This is a genomic window from Gammaproteobacteria bacterium (genome assembly GCA_013817245.1).
Classification (GTDB): Bacteria; Pseudomonadota; Gammaproteobacteria; order HTCC5015; family HTCC5015; genus JACDDA01.
Map to the genome: position 1 here is coordinate 51,680 of JACDDA010000007.1, position 15,995 is coordinate 67,674.

Sequence of the window (15,995 nt, forward strand, 5' to 3'; positions counted from 1 at the left end):
AAATCCCCGAATCATCTACGCACTCGAGACTTCTCATGATTACTTATTTGTACTGGATCGCAACCTTCGGCGCCGCCGTTCTCACTTTGTTTTTACTGGGCAGCGCGAAGCAATGGAAGTTTGGTGTTATTGGCGGATTATTAATCCTGTTCGGTAGTTCATTAGCTTATTATTTTCATTACCAACAAGTTTTCGTAAAACAATACGGCGGCGTGATGTCCATCAGCGTACCCGAAGGACAGTTACATTTATCCACTACTTGGAAAGATGATAATTTGTGGGTGGAAAATTACGATCCCAGCACTCATACCTGTTACTTCAATGAATATTCAAAAAGTAATTTGTTAGAAGGCAAAGTGATTATTAAAAATTGTCATCCGGTATTACCCAATACGGTTATTGCTCAATAAATTAAATAATAAGCGCAGCGCATGGCGCTGCATGCTTTAATTGAATTAAAAAATAAAGCGTTTCGCTCGTCGCTCGCTACGCGACTACAGCGAGTAACTTTTGAATGGCATGAATGCGGATTTTGCAGGAGCAAAAATTTGCTGTCGTCATAACAATGTATTTTCTATAAAAGTATTTTATTAGCCGGTTGCGCACCGGCGGGCGGTTACTTTCTTGTCGCGACAAGAAAGTAACCAAAGAAGCGCTTCCCCATGTCTCCCTGCGCGTAAATATTACGCGCAGTTCCCGTCGCGTTTGATCTGTTGTTGCGGGTAGTCACGACGCGACATCCCTGTCGCGGCGTGACTAAAACAAACGTCCTGTTTGTTTTTCCCGACAACCGTTCAAATGCTCGGCGGGCCATGAGGGGAATGTTCCTTTGTTTAAATTCACGAATGAATAAACATCTTGAGAAGTTAAAAATCTCTTTGTGCTCAAACGAAGGGATAATGCCCGTTATGGTGTGCTGAGCTGTGTTTAAGGGGTAGCGACACATGAACAGGGATCTTCAGGTGAGCCGATCGCAACAGGATGTTGCGTTGAGGCGACGCGTTAGCCCTTAAAACACGACGAGGGCATGCTTGAATGAAATGCTATTTCATTCAGGCGCACGCTATTCGGGCGAGTACTTTTTGGTGACTTTTTGTTACGACAAAAAGTTACTCGCTGTAGTCGCATAGCGACGAGCGAAACGCTTTTTTTAATATTAAATCTATCAGCATCAAAAAATACGCTATCAGTTAAATCGCCGAATCTATTAAGAAATTCATCAGTGTTTTCAAAAAAAGACATAACTCACCAACTCACTAAAAGTATAGCGAGCATAAAAGCAAATCGATGGCATTGTTAACTCTGGATACGTGCATCACGCTCTAACACCCAACAACGCAAATTATTGGTAAAGCCAATATGCTCATAATAGTCATTAGCGGCTGGTGCAGCGATTAAAATGAGTTTGCAACTTGGGCCAAGTTGATTTTGTGTAAGAATCTGTAATTGTTTACCAATACCACGTTTTTGATAGTGAGCGCTTACGGCTAAATCTGAAAGATAACAAGCATAATGAAAGTCAGTTATTGAGCGCGCAATCCCCACTAAATTGCCTGAATCCCAAGCGCTGATTATGAGATTACTATTGTTAATCATTCCTTTCATGCACTCACGATCTTCAATTGGGCGACGATCTCCTAATGTAGAGCTTGCCAGCAATTCGATAAATTGATCGGTGCTTATTGGCTCATTAATTTTATATTCCATGCCCATTATCCTTTAAACACATTCTGCAAAAAATATATACTGAGTCCACTACGCATGGGTTGACCTACTTATTTTGCTTATTAAAATCACCTAGCCTTTTCCGGTGCTGCTGGCGCTTTATTGCGTTCTTTTAATTGTTCAATCAGCTTATCAATACCCTTTTGCGAAATCTCGCGATTAAAGCTCGCACGATAGTTCGTTACAAGACTCATACCTTCAACACCAATGTCATACACTTTCCAGCCGTCTTCGATGGTGTAACGCAAATTATAAACTAACGGTATCGACGGACCATTAGCACGTTTAATTTGGCTGCGCACGATTGCAAGTTTAGTGGGTTGTTGGCCGGCTATAAAAGGTTCAAACACGATGTATTCATTATCAAATTCTTTCAGCACATGTTGGTAAGTGCGTACTAATAATTGACGGAACTCAATTACAAACGCTTGTTGTTGTGCGGCCGTGGCTTTTTTCCAATGTTGTCCCAGAATGAATTTCGACATGGCAAAAAAATCAACTGCAGGAAAAATAAGTTCTTCAACTTTCGCGGTTAGATAGGTCGGATTTTTAGCGATCTTGTCTTTGTCGTTCCGCAATACTTGCAATAGGTCAGCAGTTACTTTTTCTACCAGTGCTTGCGGAGGCACGTGCACCTTGACCGTAGCTGCTGTGGTCGGGGGCGCGGCAAGTGTGGTATTACTCACAATACATAATAATAGAATGATGATTTTACGTAACATGCTGCGACCTCAAATATTAAAATGTGCGACTCATGCAAGGCGGTGCTCTTTAGTCATCGCTGCGCGGGTTTTATCTTACTATTAGGAAAATAGACTTAAAAAAACTTTCTCCGTTTTTCTAAACCTTATTAAATACAAATCGTGTATTCGAATCTGCTTCGGCTTTTTGGAAATTCACGGGGTTTTTACGACCTGTTTAGCACGCGCCAATTAAGCTACCCCTTAAGCGATAGGATGCTCAGCGCTAGCCGAGACCGATCTTAGTCTCTAAAGCCGTACAAAAACCAATATTTTTTCGGCAATGAAGCCGTACAAACCGTTAGAATCAACCCCTATGTCAAATGAACTCATTAAACAATTAGGTCGCGCCGTATTAGAAACGGAAGCCCGCGCCGTCAGTGATTTAATTGCACGCGTAAACGATGATTTTGTACGCGCCTGCGACTATATGCTGCATTGCCAAGGTCGCGTGGTGGTTATCGGCATGGGCAAATCGGGCCATATCGGTTCCAAAATTGCCGCGACCTTAGCCAGCACCGGCACACCCGCGTTTTTTGTGCATCCTGGCGAAGCGAGTCATGGCGATTTAGGCATGATCACGCGGCAAGACGCGGTCTTAGCGATTTCAAATTCGGGCGAAACTGCTGAAATATTAACTATCTTGCCGTTGATTAAACGCATGGGCATTCCATTGATTGCGATGACAGGCAAACCGACCTCCTCATTAGCGCAAAATGCAAATGTACATATCGATGTCAGCGTGCACCAAGAAGCCTGCCCCTTAAACTTAGCGCCCACCTCTTCCACCACGGCCACTTTAGCCATGGGCGATGCAATGGCGATTGCTTTATTAGAAACGCGTGGCTTCACCGCAGAAGATTTTGCCTTATCGCATCCGGGCGGCAGCTTGGGTAAACGTTTGTTATTACGGATTCGCGATGTGATGCACAGCGGCGAACAATTGCCGCGGGTTTTACCGACCGCGAGTATTGATGATGCTTTAGCAGAAATGACCCGCAAGGGTTTAGGTATGACGGCGATTGTGGATGCTAATAATATTTTGCTGGGCATTTATACCGACGGTGATATTCGTCGTACCTTAAGCAAATTACAAAGCAGCGCTTTAAATTCTGCTAACACGCCGATTTCAAATGTTATGACCACACACTGCAAAACCGTAGGCGCCGATATGTTAGCGGCCGAGGCGTTAAAGCTAATGCAAGATCATGCTATTAATGGTTTGTTAGTCGTTGATGAACAACAGCATTTTATCGGCGCTTTAAATATGATCGATATGCTACGTGCAGGAATTGTCTAATGCCCGAAAAAAATGCAGAACAACGCGCACAACTTATTAAAGTAGCGATTTTTGATGTCGACGGTGTACTCACCGACGGCAGTCTGATTCTCGGCGATGATGGCCAACAATATAAAAGTTTTAATGCGCAAGATGGTCAAGGTTTAAAACTGTTGCAAGCGGCTAACATTGAAGTCGGTGTTATCACAGCACGCCAATCAACCGTCGTGCGTAGACGCATGCAAGAACTCGGTATTCGCCACGTTTATCAAGGTCAACAAGATAAACGTGAGACCTTTAATGCATTACTGAATCGTCTCGGCGTAACCGCCGAACAAGTCGCCTATACCGGCGATGATTTACCCGACTTACCTTTATTACGGCGTGCGGGTTTAGCTTGCACGGTGGCAAATGGCACAGATATCGTTAAACAACACGTCCACTTTATTGCGCCCCGTGCGGGTGGCAATGGCGGCGTCCGCGATATTTGCGAATTTATTCTGAAAGCACAGCAACGTTATGACGAATTGCTGGCGCGTTATTTAACCGACTAATGCAACTCGCCTTACGCCAACGCTTCGGTTTAATTGTATTGCTGACACTTGCGATCGTAGCCGCTGTCAGTTCGTGGTATCGGTTACAAGAAGAAGCGCCGGAAATACGCGATGTCCGTGCCGATCAATTACCCGATGCATTTTTTGAAAATATAAAATTACAAATGTTCGATGCAAACGGTAACCTGCAAATTCAACTCGCTAGCGATAAAATTGACGCACATATCAAACGTAAACAATTAATCATTGATCATCCAATCATGGTTTTTAACGAAACTTTGCGCGCGCCGCCTAAACAATGGCAACTACGCGCTGATCAAGCTCGCGCCGATGAACAACTTAATGAACTACACCTCACGGGAAATGTGCATTTACAAAGCCATTCAGTACAAGCGCCCTTAGAACTACGCGCACAAACATTATACTTCTGGCCAGATACAGCCAAACTGAAAACGGAAGGCGCTACACAATTGGTGGGTGCTGGTTGGCAATTAAATAGCCAAAGCATTGATGCGGATATTGCCGCGCAACATTGGGAATTACAAAAAGTAAAAATCCGCTATGAACGCTAAACTCATCTTATTAAGCTTGCTGTGGATAGTGTCGACACGGGTTTACAGTGTGCCACTTAATATTGAAGCGGATACTGCGGTACTTGATCAACGTAAAGGTACGGCAGAATATCGCGGACATGTGCGCATTGAACAAGGCAAACTAAAAATCCAAGCGATGATAGTGCGCGTGCTCGCGGAAAATAATCAAGTGCAAGATATTTGGTTAGAAGGCACGCCCGATGACCCTTTTCAATTTGTAGATGACAGCGCGGTACCGCCTATGCGCGGCAGTGCAACTAAAGCGCATTACCGAGTAAAAGAACAAACCATGCAATTATCTGGGCAAGCTCGTTTAGAACAAGGTGGTCAACTTTTGCAAGGCCCTACCTTAGACTACGATCGTAAATTAGGTCGCTTACGCGCCGGCCACAATCCTACCAATAACCCACAAACTCCATCTGACCGCGTAAAATTTATTATCAAAGATGGCCGCATTCAAGGTTCTCCATAATATGTCCACTAACATTGATAACACCTCGAGCACTTTGGTCGCCGAACACTTGGCCAAGCATTACGGCAAACGCACCGTTGTCAGTGATGCGAGTTTTATTTTACGCAGCGGTGAAATCGTTGGTTTGTTAGGTCCTAATGGTGCCGGCAAAACCACCAGCTTTTATATGATAGTCGGATTAATCGCCGCCGATGCGGGACGTATTTTGCTCGATGGCAAAGACATTACTAGCAAACCCATGCATAAACGGGCGCGCTTAGGTGTGGGGTATTTACCACAAGAAGCATCCGTGTTTCGTAAACTCAGCGTTGCAGATAATATTTTAGCGATTCTAGAAACGCTGCCTATGTCGCGTCTTGAACGCGAACAACGCCTCGATGAATTATTAGAAGACTTTCAAGTGTCACATTTACGTGACACCTTAGGCATAAGCTTGTCGGGTGGCGAACGTCGTCGCGTGGAAATTGCCCGCGCCTTAGCAGCCAACCCACGCTTCATCTTGTTAGATGAACCGTTCGCCGGAGTAGATCCTATTTCGGTGATTGAAATTCAAAAAATTATCCGACAATTAAAAGCCCGCGGCATCGGTGTTTTAATTACCGATCACAATGTACGCGAAACATTGGGGATTTGTGAACGAAGCTATATACTGAATGCGGGAAAAGTTATTGCAGAAGGCACGCTTGAGGTCCTATTAAATAATCCGGAAGTGAAACAAGTGTACTTAGGCGAAAATTTTCGTCTATAAGTTTAATCTGATTTCGACGCGCGTATTTATTGGGATGGATCCATCAACATTGCATATGTAGGTTAGGGATATCGTGAGTACCATGAAGCAATCATTACAACTTCGCCTTGGTCAACAGCTGACAATGACGCCGCAGTTGCAGCAAGCTATCAAATTATTGCAATTACCTACATTTGAATTACAAAACGAAATCCAACAAATTCTTGAATCCAATCCTATGTTGGAACTCACTGATGAAGCACAACCTTTCGGCGAAACCGCAGAAAGTTTTGATAGTGTCGGTGAAAACAATACGGAAAATTTTAGCGAAGATTTTTCTACTGCAACTTACGAAGGTACTAACGCTAACGATATTCACGAACATGCGCCCGAAAAAGCCAATGATGATAGCGAATTACCCGTTAGCAGTGATTGGGAAAGCGCGTGGGAAAATGAAGGTCAATACAGCAGCAGCGATGGCCAACATCAAGGCGAATTCAACGGCCGCGAAGCCTATGAAAATCAGGATTTAGAAGTTGCGACCTTGCACGACCATTTATTGTGGCAGTTAAATCTTAGTCACTTTAGCGATGTTGATTATGTTATCGCCACCGCTATTATTGATGCTATCAACGAAGATGGTTATCTCACTGAGTCCTTAGAAAGTTTACACGCTGCATTACAAACTGAAATTCAAGACGATGCGTTAGAGATAGAAGAAATCATTACCGTGCTGCATCGCATTCAGCACTTTGATCCGATTGGCGTAGGCGCACGTAGTGCCGCTGAATGTTTATTATTGCAACTCAGTTTATACGATGCGAATACGCCCAGCTTAGATTTAGCTAAAATTATTTTGCGGGATCACCTAGAGTTACTCGCTTTGCATGATTATGCGCGCTTGAAAAAAGTCACCGGCGCAACAGAAGGTGAGTTACACGCCGCCGAAATCTTGATTCAAGCGTTAAATCCTAAACCCGGCGCATCGGTTGCTTCCACTCAAGCCGCTTATATCGTTCCTGACGTGTTTGTTACTAAACGTGCTAACAGTTGGCGCGTTGAACTTAATCCAGACTTAGCGCCGCGCTTACGAATTAATCAGCTGTACGCCAATTTAATTCGTCGTGCTGATAAAAGTGATGACAATACGTATCTAAAAAATAACTTACAAGAAGCGCGCTGGTTTTTAAAAAGTTTACACAGCCGCAATGAAACCATTTTAAAAGTAGCGTCAGTGATCGTCGAGCGGCAGCGCGCTTTTTTAGAATATGGCGACGAAGCGATGAAGCCGCTCGTATTACGTGATGTTGCCGACACCTTGGATATGCACGAGTCGACTATCTCGCGCGTCACTAATCAAAAATATATGCACACGCCACGCGGAATTTTTGAACTCAAACATTTTTTCTCTAGTCATGTCGGCACCGCCGATGGCGGCGAATGCTCATCGGTCGCCATTCGCGCCATGATCAAAAAACTGATTATCGGCGAAGACACACGCAAACCGTTAAGTGACAGCAAAATCGCTGAGCTCTTGGATCAACAAGGCATCAATGTCGCCCGCCGTACCGTGGCTAAATATCGGGAAGCCTTAGAAATTCCTCCGTCAAATGAACGCAAACGTCTCATTTAGGCTCTATAGTCTTAGTCTGTCTGCCAATGACATTTGGCCAGCGACTCTTGGTAAATGAATGAGGGTAAGACTAGCGGCTAACCCCGCCCCGCTTTACGCCCATCTCGGTAGCCAAGCTTTAATGGATGGCCCATAATCACAGGACGCCGTGGTTTTGGTTCTTTCCCTTTTCAACGTGAGGAGAGGTTCTATGAATATTGATGTATCTGGTCACCATCTCGAACTTACTGATGCTTTAAAAAGTTATGTTATGGACAAAATGGATCGCCTCGAACGTCATTTTGATCATGTCACTAAAGTCCATGTTGTTTTAGGCGTGGAAAAAACCCGCCATAAAGCTGAAGCGACCTTACACGTACCCGGTGGTCAAGGTAACTTACATGCGAATTCCGTTAATGATGATATGTATGCCGCCATTGACGCTTTGATTGATAAATTAGATCGACAAATTCTCAAACATAAAGAAAAAGTCACCGACCATCATCGCCGGGATAAAATCGAAATTGCGCAATAAAACCGTGCCGCAGTTGTAACATTTTTTATGAACACTGTTATTTGTAGTACTAATGATTAGTCATTTATTAAGTCTTGAGCGCATCATTGTCCATGATTCGATCAGTAACAAAAAGCGAGCGCTGGAAACGCTTAGCCGTTGTTTAGCTAACAACCAGCCTTCGCTTAATGTCACTACCATTTTCAATAAATTAATGGAACGCGAAGATTCAGGTAGCACCGGTTTTGGCAAGGGTGTGGCCTTGCCGCACTGTCGTCTTAATGATCTACCGCAAGCGACCTTAGCATTAATGACGTTAACGACACCTCTCGATTTTAATGCGCTGGATGATCAGCCAGTGGATTTATTATTTGCCTTGGCCGTCCCCGAACAGGGTACGGATATTCATTTACAAATTTTGGCGCAGCTCGCACAACTGCTTAGCAATAAAACCTTGTGTTTAAATTTACGTAAAGCCACACATCCGCAAACGCTACTTGATTTAATTCACGCGTGGGAAGCCGATCAAACTCTTCAAGATATTTCTGCTTAAAAAATCATGGAAAAAAATACTACAGTTGCCGATTTAATTAGTACCCTACAACGGCGCTTGCAGTTGGAATGGGTTGCGGGTCTTAACGCCGCGGATCGAAATGTTATTAATGATTTGGGCTGGAGCAATCATCCTAAAGTAGTGGGACATTTAAATCCTATCCACCCCAACAATATTCAAGTCATCGGCAATATCGAGCTCAATTACATCGAAAATCTTAATGCCCCCGAACGCCAACGTTTACTCGAGACTGTTTTCACAGGGCACAATTTCACTCTCATTATGGCTGAAGGATTAACACCGCCGGCAGATTTTTTAAACCTCGCCAATCAACATCGCGTGGCTTTATTAATTTCTCCGATGGCCAGTAACGAGTTAGTTACTAAATTACGTTATGTTTTAACCCGCTTATTAGCAGACAAACAAACCATACACGGCGTGTTCATGGAAGTTTCTTCAGTGGGCGTATTAATCATTGGTGAAAGCAGCGTCGGTAAAAGCGAACTAGCGCTGGAGCTCATTACGCGCGGACATCGCTTAATCGCGGATGACACGCCTGAATTTGTTTTAATTACTCCCGATATCGTTTCTGGTTCTTGTCCTGCATTGTTACAAGATTTGTTGGAAGTACGCGGCTTAGGTATTTTAAATGTCCGCGAGATGTATGGCGACGGCGCAATTAAACACAGCAAATATTTACGCTTAATGATTAATTTAGTGCCCGCAGGTTTTGACACGAATGTTAATCGACTCGCACCCAATAGCCGCACGTGCAATGTGATGGGCTTAGACATTACTGAAATTACTTTACACGTTGCGCCCGGGCGTAACTTGGCCGTATTAGTTGAAGCAGCCGTGTTGAGTTATTTGTTAGGCGCACGCGGTTACGATGCTGGCGAAGAACTTATTAGTCGGCAACGTTCTTTGATGCACAACAATTATTCTGATTAACCCTGTCCCTTATAATGATTGAGCTCACTTCATGAAATTGATTATTGTCAGCGGCTTATCGGGCTCCGGTAAAACCGTGGCCTTGCATACACTAGAAGATGAAAATTATTTTTGTATTGATAATTTACCTTTAGCCTTATTACCTGCTTACATTGATGAGCTCCAACACAAAGCATTAATCCGCCGCGACAAAGTTGCCGTCGGTATTGACGCTCGCGCTTACAGCGATGATTTTTCTAAGTTTGGCGAATATTTGCAGCAGATCCGTCAACGCGGTATTGATATTGAAATTTTATTTCTAACCGCAAGTGATGTGGTGCTATTAAAACGCTTTAGCGAAACACGGCGCAAACATCCGCTATCAGAAAACAATATGCCCTTGGCAGATGCCATTCGCCACGAACGCGAACTGCTCAGCAATATTCAAGAACACGCCGATTTAATGATCGACACTACGCGCAAAAATGTTCACGAATTACGTTCATTGGTCATTGATCGCGTCCGCGCACAAGCCGATGATGTACAACCTTTATCAATTTTATTGCAATCTTTTGGTTTCAAACACGGCGTACCCAACGATACGGATTTTGTATTCGATGCGCGTTGTTTGCCAAACCCGCATTGGTTACCAGAACTGCGTCCATTGACCGGCAAAGACGCGGCGGTGATTAAATTTCTCGAACAAGAACCCATGGTGAATACCTTGCTGGAAGATGTGCATCATTTTCTAGAAGCGTGGTTACCAAGATTCATGAATGAAAATCGCCGTTATCTGACTATTTCAATTGGCTGCACCGGCGGCCAACATCGTTCCGTTTATTTAGTCGAACAATTAGCGATGATCTTACGACGTAAAATGGGTAATATCGCCATTCGACACCGTGAACTCTCTTCCTAGCTGAATAATGGCAACCCATGACTGTTGGCCTATTACTGATTACGCATAATGATATTGGCGCGCATTTATTAGCCACTGCACGCGAAATTATGGGCGGCGCGATAAAAACGCCAGTCGATTGCATGGCCATTAGATCACAGTGCGAACCTAGTCTTGAGCTGCAACAGGCGACACGACAAATTGCGCTATTAGATAGTGGTCAAGGCGTTTTGATATTGACCGATTTATATGGTGCCACGCCCAGCAATATTGCTAATCGCTTAGCCTGTCACTCAGGTATTCGTGTGGTTGCCGGACTTAATCTGCCCATGTTAGTGCGCGTATTAAATTATGCGGATTTAGGTTTAGACGAATTAACTGAAAAAGCCGTTAGCGGTGGCCAAGCCAGCGTGTTTACTTGTACAAATAAACCGTAACACCTTTCACTGATAATGGATTAACCCATGCTAGAAAAAGAAATTTTAATTATTAACAAACTTGGTTTACATGCACGCGCATCTGCCAAATTAGTTTCCACCGCGTCACGCTTTAAATCCCATATAGAGCTCAGCCGTGGCAGCAAAACTATTAACGCCAAAAGTATTATGGGAGTGATGATGTTAGCGGCCGGTCAAGGTACTACTTTGCAACTGCGCATTGATGGTATTGATGAAAACGAGGCGTTAGTGGATATTGAAAAACTTATTAATGATCGCTTTGGTGAAGGCGAATAAGCCGCTCGCGCTTTTATTTAATCTGCAACATTGCCTCAAACCGTCACTGACCAACAAAGCCATTTGTCATTAAAGTGCGATACACTTAACGCCTACCTTATGAGCGTTTGGTATGTCGGAAAAAAAACCAGTCGAGCAAACATCGGATCGCATTAGTTCATTGCGCAAGCAAATGAACAGCGGCACGATGCTCGCTGCGCGCCGCATGTTAAATGCGTTACACCCTGCCGAAATCGCTGACCTCTTAGAATCTTTACCGACCCGCGAACGTAAAGTTGTGTGGGAGATGGTGGATCCTAGTTTCGATGGTGAAGTATTAATCGAACTGGGCGAAGAAGCGCGTGAAGCCTTATTGGCGGACATGGATAAAGCCGAAGTATTGGCTGCGACCGAACATCTTGACGCCGATGACTTTGCCGACTTGTTAATGTCTTTGCCGGAAACGGTAATCCAAGAAACCTTGCTCAGTATGGATAAGCAACGCTTAGCCCAAGTTGAGGCCGTGTTGTCTTATCCCGAAGACACCGCCGGCGGCTTAATGGATTTGGATGTCGTCACGGTACGTCCCGACGTAACCGTCGATGTCGTATTACGTTATCTGCGGCACTTGGGTGAATTACCTTACAACACTGATCGCATTATTGTCGTGGATCGTTTTACTCGTTATCTCGGCACCTTACCGCTACAAAAATTATTGGTCAGTGATTTAGACGACAGTGTTGCTGAAGTCATGGATTGGAAAGAAGAACCAATTTCAGTGAATACGCCTGATATTGAAGTCGCACGTTTATTCCGTAATCGCGATTTAATTTCTGCGCCAGTCGTGAATGAAAAAAATGAATTAATCGGCCGCGTGACAGTAGATGACGTGGTCGACGTAATTGTTGAAGAAGCCGATCGATCCGTATTACACATGGCCGGTTTACAAGAAGATATGGATATCTTCTCGCCGATTTTACGCAGCACGCGTCGACGCGCGATTTGGTTAGGCATTAATCTATTTACAGCATTTCTAGCGGCCTTTGTTATTGGTTTATTCGAAGCCACGATTCAACATGTCGTGGCCTTAGCGGTACTGATGCCCATTGTCGCCAGCATGGGCGGCATTGCCGGCAGCCAAACGCTAACCTTAGTGATTCGCGCGCAAGCATTAGGACAAATCGGTCGCGGTAATTTCCGCGTGTTATTAAATCGTGAAGTATTTATTGGTTTCTTAAACAGCTTATTGTGGGCACTCGTAGTCGCGGTAGTGGCGTATTTATGGTTTCACGATATTCGTATTGGCGCCATTATCGCCACCGCGTTAATCATTAACCAATTAGCCGCCGCCTTTTCCGGCGTGATTATTCCCGTGATCCTCGACCGAATGGGCATTGATCCTGCGGTCGCAGGTAGCGTAATTTTAACGACGGTCACCGATGTCACCGGCTTTTTCGCGTTCTTGGGAATTGCCACATTAGTGTTAATGTAAAAATGATAGGCTGCGAATTGCGCAGTCACTATTTCTTAAATAGTTTAACCCTCTTCAACCTGTTCGAGTCTTGTTTATGAACTTGCCTGATCTTGCCATTAAACGTCCCGTCTTTATCACCTGCTGTTTCGTTTTAATTGCCTTGCTCGGTGCGCTGTCGATTACGCGTTTAGGTGTTGATACCTTTCCAGATGTCAGTTTTCCTATTGTGGTCGTCAGCACTACTTATCCGGGCGCGGCTCCCAGCGAAATTGAAACCTTGGTATCCAAACCCATTGAAGAATCCGTCGGCACCTTGTCGGGTATTAAAACGATTCGTTCAACGAATAAAGAAAGCATTAGTTTAGTCATCGTGGAATTTACCCTTGATACCGATGTTAAATACGCTGAACAACAAGTTCGCGATCGCATCGCCACGGTAAAACCCAAATTACCCGATGATGCGGAAGAACCCATTATTAAAACCGTTAATCCCAGTGACCAACCGATTTTAATTCTCGCCTTATCAGCAGATATGCCACCAGCAGAATTGTATGACCTCGCGGATCAATCGATACGACCTTTATTGGAACAAGTAAAAGATGTAGGTCAAGTTGAAATCGTAGGCGCACGCAAACGCGAAATTCAAGTATTACTGGATCGCAAAAAACTAAAAGCTCGCGAACTTTCAGCAAGCCAAGTTGCTACTCAATTAGCAATGGCCGGCACCAATATTCCTGCAGGTAAAACTAACTTTAATGGCCAAGAAATCATCATCCGTACATTGGGTGAATATGATTCACTCGACGATATTCGCTCCACACTGATTAATTTTTATGGCAATGAGACACCCACACAAATAAAAGATGTAGCGGAAGTACGTGATGGCTTAGAAGATGAAGAAAGCCGCACGTTTATTAATGGAAAACAAGCATTGACGCTGTATGTTTACCGTCGCTCCGGCGCCAACACTATCGCAGTCGTCGACATGGTAAAAACGCGCATTAGTAAAATCAATCAAACTTTTACGCAGCAAACATCGACTTTTGATTTGGCCATTGTGCGTGATGGCAGTAATGAAATCAGAGCAAATGTTCTTGACGTAGCAGAATCCATCGCTCTTGGTATTTTGCTAACCATTACCGTCGTGTTTTTATTTTTAGGTAACGCGCGTTCCACGTTTATCACCGGCATTGCATTGCCTAACTCCTTGTTAGGCGCATTTATTTTAATGATGGTCGCTGGTTTTACCGTCAACATCATGACCTTATTAGCCATGAGCTTAGCGGTAGGTTTATTAATTGATGATGCCATTGTGGTGCGCGAAAATATTTTTCGACATATTCAACTTGGCAAAAGTCCACGTGAAGCGGCGAGTCTCGGCACACGTGAAGTCGCATTAGCCGTAATTGCCACCACCTTTACGGTGATCGCCGTATTTGGTCCTGTAGCATTCTTACAAGGTGTCGTTGGGCAATTTTTTAAAGAATTTGGTTTAACCATTTGTTTTGCCATGCTCATCAGCTTATTAGATGCATTCACGATGGCGCCGATGTTGTCAGCCTATTTAGCCGGTCGCAATGCACCTGCCGTTCGACGTAATTTTATCAGCCGCGGAATTGGATATGTGACGGATAGTTTTGAGCGCGGCCAAACTCATTTAGAAAATTTTTATGTGAAAACCTTACACTTTACTTTACGTTGGCCCTTGCTCGTATTAAGCATTGCATTAGCGATATTTGTTTTCAGTTTCTTTGCGATTGCCAGCGTACCAAAAACATTTTTGCCGCCTGCAGATACAGGTGAATTCATGGTTACCATGGATATGCCGCCTGGCACTGATTTACAACAAACAAATAAAGTCGCTGACGCTATTGATCGTGAATTACGTCAACGCAGCGAAGTTACTCGTACAGTAATGGCAGTGGGCGGCAATAACGGTGAACCTAATGAAGCCAATATTTATGTACAGCTAGTGCCGCGCAAAATGCGCAGCATGAACACCTCAGAGTTCAAAGAAATAGCGCGCGGCATCGTTGCACCTTACGCCTATGCGTCGCCTAAAGTACAAGATCCCACCGCAATGGGTGAAGACGAACAACCTTTTAATGTCAGCATTATTGGGGAAGATTTACAACAAACTCAAAAAATCGCCACTGATTTATATGAACATATTAAAAATCATCCTGATTTAAAAGATGTAGATATTAGTTATCGGCCCGGCAAACCCGAACTTCGCGTAGTGCTCGACCAACAACGCGCCAAGATACTGGGTGTTTCCACGCAACAATTAGGACAAGAACTACGCACTCATATTGAAGGTAGCGTGCCGGCAATGTTTCGAGCGAATGCTCACGAATATGATATTCGCGTACGTTTATTACCCGAGCAGCGTAATCTTAAAGAAAACTTTTCCACAACATACGTTCCTAATTTTAATAATCGTCTAATTAAATTATCGGATGTCGCCAAATCTACCGAAACCGACGGCCCTGCTACTATTTATCGTCAAGACCGAGGTCGCTACATTCAAGTCTCGGCCGAATTAAATCCTGACGGGCTGGGTATGGCGCGCGCTATTGCCGACGTGAAAAAATATTTAAGCACTGGCGAAACCAAAGTACCGCCCAATATTCGTTATGAATTTGTTGGTCAAGCAGAAAATTTTGAAGAGTTAAATAAAAACATTAGCATCGCGATGTTGCTTGCCGTCATTTTTATTTATTTTGTACTCGCCAGCTTGTACGAATCATTTATCACGCCTTTCACTATTATGTTGGTATTGCCTTTAGCGATTTGCGGCGCATTTTATGGTTTAGCTATTACCGGTTCATCGCTGGATATTTTTTCTATGATCGGGACTATTTTGTTATTAGGGATCGCCACCAAAAATTCCATTTTGTTGGTTGATTACATCAAACAAATGACCGACCAAGGGGAATCTATTGCAGAGGGTATTATCGCCGCGGGTAAAACTCGTCTGCGTCCCATTATTATGACGTCAGTAGCATTAATTGCGGGCATGTTGCCGGTTGCAATTGGTTTGAATGAAGCCAGTAGTCAACGCACCAGCATGGGCATTGCGGTTATTGGAGGATTAATTTCTTCTACCGTTTTAACTTTAGTAGTAGTACCGGCTGCGTATATTTATATCGAACGTTTTCGTTTATGGAGTTTGCGTTTTTTCAGTAAATTCGCGCCTGAATAAATCTCA

Annotated in this window: 17 protein-coding genes; 15 read left to right on the forward strand and 2 right to left on the reverse strand. The window is 44.0% G+C overall.

Annotation, left to right across the window (positions count from 1 at the left end; all coding sequences use genetic code 11):
• Positions 1 to 35 precede the first annotated feature (35 nt).
• Positions 36 to 410 carry a hypothetical protein gene (locus H0W44_09195; protein MBA3582611.1) on the forward strand — a complete coding sequence of 125 codons (375 nt, stop codon included), beginning with the start codon at positions 36 to 38 and terminating at the stop codon, positions 408 to 410.
• Between the two features lie 886 nt (positions 411 to 1,296).
• Here H0W44_09195 and H0W44_09200 read toward each other — a convergent pair.
• Together H0W44_09200 and H0W44_09205 are read right to left on the reverse strand one after the other, a co-directional pair.
• A complete protein-coding gene (locus H0W44_09200) occupies positions 1,297 to 1,713 on the reverse strand; it encodes a GNAT family N-acetyltransferase (protein ID MBA3582612.1) in 417 nt (138 codons plus the stop codon).
• A gap of 80 nt (positions 1,714 to 1,793) precedes the next feature.
• Entirely contained in the window at positions 1,794 to 2,447 is a 654-nt protein-coding gene (locus tag H0W44_09205) for an ABC transporter substrate-binding protein (GenBank protein MBA3582613.1), read from the reverse strand.
• 334 nt (positions 2,448 to 2,781) lie between these two features.
• Here H0W44_09205 and H0W44_09210 point away from each other — a divergent pair, with 334 nt between their 5' ends.
• The 14 genes from H0W44_09210 to H0W44_09275 all read left to right on the forward strand — a co-directional run bounded on the left by H0W44_09210 (position 2,782) and on the right by H0W44_09275 (position 15,989).
• Positions 2,782 to 3,765: a KpsF/GutQ family sugar-phosphate isomerase gene (locus H0W44_09210; protein MBA3582614.1), complete on the forward strand. Its 984-nt coding sequence runs from the start codon at positions 2,782 to 2,784 to the stop codon at positions 3,763 to 3,765.
• The gene (locus H0W44_09215) at positions 3,765 to 4,298 is read left to right on the forward strand and encodes an HAD hydrolase family protein (GenBank protein ID MBA3582615.1); all 534 of its coding nucleotides are present in this window, start codon (positions 3,765 to 3,767) and stop codon (positions 4,296 to 4,298) included. Before H0W44_09210 ends, H0W44_09215 begins: the two co-directional genes overlap by 1 nt.
• Positions 4,298 to 4,870: an LPS export ABC transporter periplasmic protein LptC gene (gene lptC / locus H0W44_09220; protein MBA3582616.1), complete on the forward strand. Its 573-nt coding sequence runs from the start codon at positions 4,298 to 4,300 to the stop codon at positions 4,868 to 4,870. The genes H0W44_09215 and lptC overlap by 1 nt, the downstream gene beginning before the upstream one ends.
• A complete protein-coding gene (lptA, locus tag H0W44_09225; protein ID MBA3582617.1) occupies positions 4,860 to 5,363 on the forward strand; it encodes a lipopolysaccharide transport periplasmic protein LptA in 504 nt (167 codons plus the stop codon). The genes lptC and lptA overlap by 11 nt, the downstream gene beginning before the upstream one ends.
• Position 5,364: 1 nt before the next feature.
• Complete coding sequence (gene lptB / locus H0W44_09230; protein ID MBA3582618.1) at positions 5,365 to 6,111, forward strand: LPS export ABC transporter ATP-binding protein; 747 nt, start codon at positions 5,365 to 5,367, stop codon at positions 6,109 to 6,111.
• 82 nt (positions 6,112 to 6,193) lie between these two features.
• A complete protein-coding gene (locus H0W44_09235; GenBank protein ID MBA3582619.1) occupies positions 6,194 to 7,723 on the forward strand; it encodes an RNA polymerase factor sigma-54 in 1,530 nt (509 codons plus the stop codon).
• 190 nt (positions 7,724 to 7,913) lie between these two features.
• Positions 7,914 to 8,237, forward strand: a complete 324-nt coding sequence (gene raiA, locus H0W44_09240) for a ribosome-associated translation inhibitor RaiA (GenBank protein ID MBA3582620.1) — start codon at positions 7,914 to 7,916, stop codon at positions 8,235 to 8,237.
• Positions 8,238 to 8,289: 52 nt separating this feature from the next.
• Positions 8,290 to 8,769 carry a PTS sugar transporter subunit IIA gene (locus H0W44_09245; GenBank protein ID MBA3582621.1) on the forward strand — a complete coding sequence of 160 codons (480 nt, stop codon included), beginning with the start codon at positions 8,290 to 8,292 and terminating at the stop codon, positions 8,767 to 8,769.
• Positions 8,770 to 8,775: 6 nt separating this feature from the next.
• Positions 8,776 to 9,720 (forward strand): HPr(Ser) kinase/phosphatase, encoded by a 945-nt coding sequence (gene hprK / locus H0W44_09250; protein MBA3582622.1) that lies wholly within the window; start codon positions 8,776 to 8,778, stop codon positions 9,718 to 9,720.
• A 31-nt stretch (positions 9,721 to 9,751) separates the two neighbouring features.
• Complete coding sequence (gene rapZ, locus H0W44_09255) at positions 9,752 to 10,618, forward strand: RNase adapter RapZ (GenBank protein MBA3582623.1); 867 nt, start codon at positions 9,752 to 9,754, stop codon at positions 10,616 to 10,618.
• 17 nt (positions 10,619 to 10,635) lie between these two features.
• Positions 10,636 to 11,034 (forward strand): PTS fructose transporter subunit IIA, encoded by a 399-nt coding sequence (locus H0W44_09260; GenBank protein ID MBA3582624.1) that lies wholly within the window; start codon positions 10,636 to 10,638, stop codon positions 11,032 to 11,034.
• A 27-nt stretch (positions 11,035 to 11,061) separates the two neighbouring features.
• A complete protein-coding gene (locus H0W44_09265) occupies positions 11,062 to 11,331 on the forward strand; it encodes an HPr family phosphocarrier protein (protein MBA3582625.1) in 270 nt (89 codons plus the stop codon).
• Positions 11,332 to 11,443: 112 nt separating this feature from the next.
• Positions 11,444 to 12,802 (forward strand): magnesium transporter, encoded by a 1,359-nt coding sequence (mgtE, locus tag H0W44_09270; GenBank protein MBA3582626.1) that lies wholly within the window; start codon positions 11,444 to 11,446, stop codon positions 12,800 to 12,802.
• Between the two features lie 76 nt (positions 12,803 to 12,878).
• Positions 12,879 to 15,989: an efflux RND transporter permease subunit gene (locus tag H0W44_09275; protein ID MBA3582627.1), complete on the forward strand. Its 3,111-nt coding sequence runs from the start codon at positions 12,879 to 12,881 to the stop codon at positions 15,987 to 15,989.
• Positions 15,990 to 15,995: the final 6 nt, after the last annotated feature.

Bases quoted from the DNA above. Each gene is read 5' to 3' on its own strand.
- H0W44_09195 (MBA3582611.1), top strand. From the start codon at position 36: ATGATTACTTATTTGTACTGGATCGCAACCTTCGGCGCCGCCGTTCTC.
- H0W44_09200 (MBA3582612.1), bottom strand. From the start codon at position 1,713: ATGGGCATGGAATATAAAATTAATGAGCCAATAAGCACCGATCAATTT.
- H0W44_09205 (MBA3582613.1), bottom strand. From the start codon at position 2,447: ATGTTACGTAAAATCATCATTCTATTATTATGTATTGTGAGTAATACC.
- H0W44_09210 (MBA3582614.1), top strand. From the start codon at position 2,782: ATGTCAAATGAACTCATTAAACAATTAGGTCGCGCCGTATTAGAAACG.
- H0W44_09215 (MBA3582615.1), top strand. From the start codon at position 3,765: ATGCCCGAAAAAAATGCAGAACAACGCGCACAACTTATTAAAGTAGCG.
- lptC (MBA3582616.1), top strand. From the start codon at position 4,298: ATGCAACTCGCCTTACGCCAACGCTTCGGTTTAATTGTATTGCTGACA.
- lptA (MBA3582617.1), top strand. From the start codon at position 4,860: ATGAACGCTAAACTCATCTTATTAAGCTTGCTGTGGATAGTGTCGACA.
- lptB (MBA3582618.1), top strand. From the start codon at position 5,365: ATGTCCACTAACATTGATAACACCTCGAGCACTTTGGTCGCCGAACAC.
- H0W44_09235 (MBA3582619.1), top strand. From the start codon at position 6,194: ATGAAGCAATCATTACAACTTCGCCTTGGTCAACAGCTGACAATGACG.
- raiA (MBA3582620.1), top strand. From the start codon at position 7,914: ATGAATATTGATGTATCTGGTCACCATCTCGAACTTACTGATGCTTTA.
- H0W44_09245 (MBA3582621.1), top strand. From the start codon at position 8,290: ATGATTAGTCATTTATTAAGTCTTGAGCGCATCATTGTCCATGATTCG.
- hprK (MBA3582622.1), top strand. From the start codon at position 8,776: ATGGAAAAAAATACTACAGTTGCCGATTTAATTAGTACCCTACAACGG.
- rapZ (MBA3582623.1), top strand. From the start codon at position 9,752: ATGAAATTGATTATTGTCAGCGGCTTATCGGGCTCCGGTAAAACCGTG.
- H0W44_09260 (MBA3582624.1), top strand. From the start codon at position 10,636: ATGACTGTTGGCCTATTACTGATTACGCATAATGATATTGGCGCGCAT.
- H0W44_09265 (MBA3582625.1), top strand. From the start codon at position 11,062: ATGCTAGAAAAAGAAATTTTAATTATTAACAAACTTGGTTTACATGCA.
- mgtE (MBA3582626.1), top strand. From the start codon at position 11,444: ATGTCGGAAAAAAAACCAGTCGAGCAAACATCGGATCGCATTAGTTCA.
- H0W44_09275 (MBA3582627.1), top strand. From the start codon at position 12,879: ATGAACTTGCCTGATCTTGCCATTAAACGTCCCGTCTTTATCACCTGC.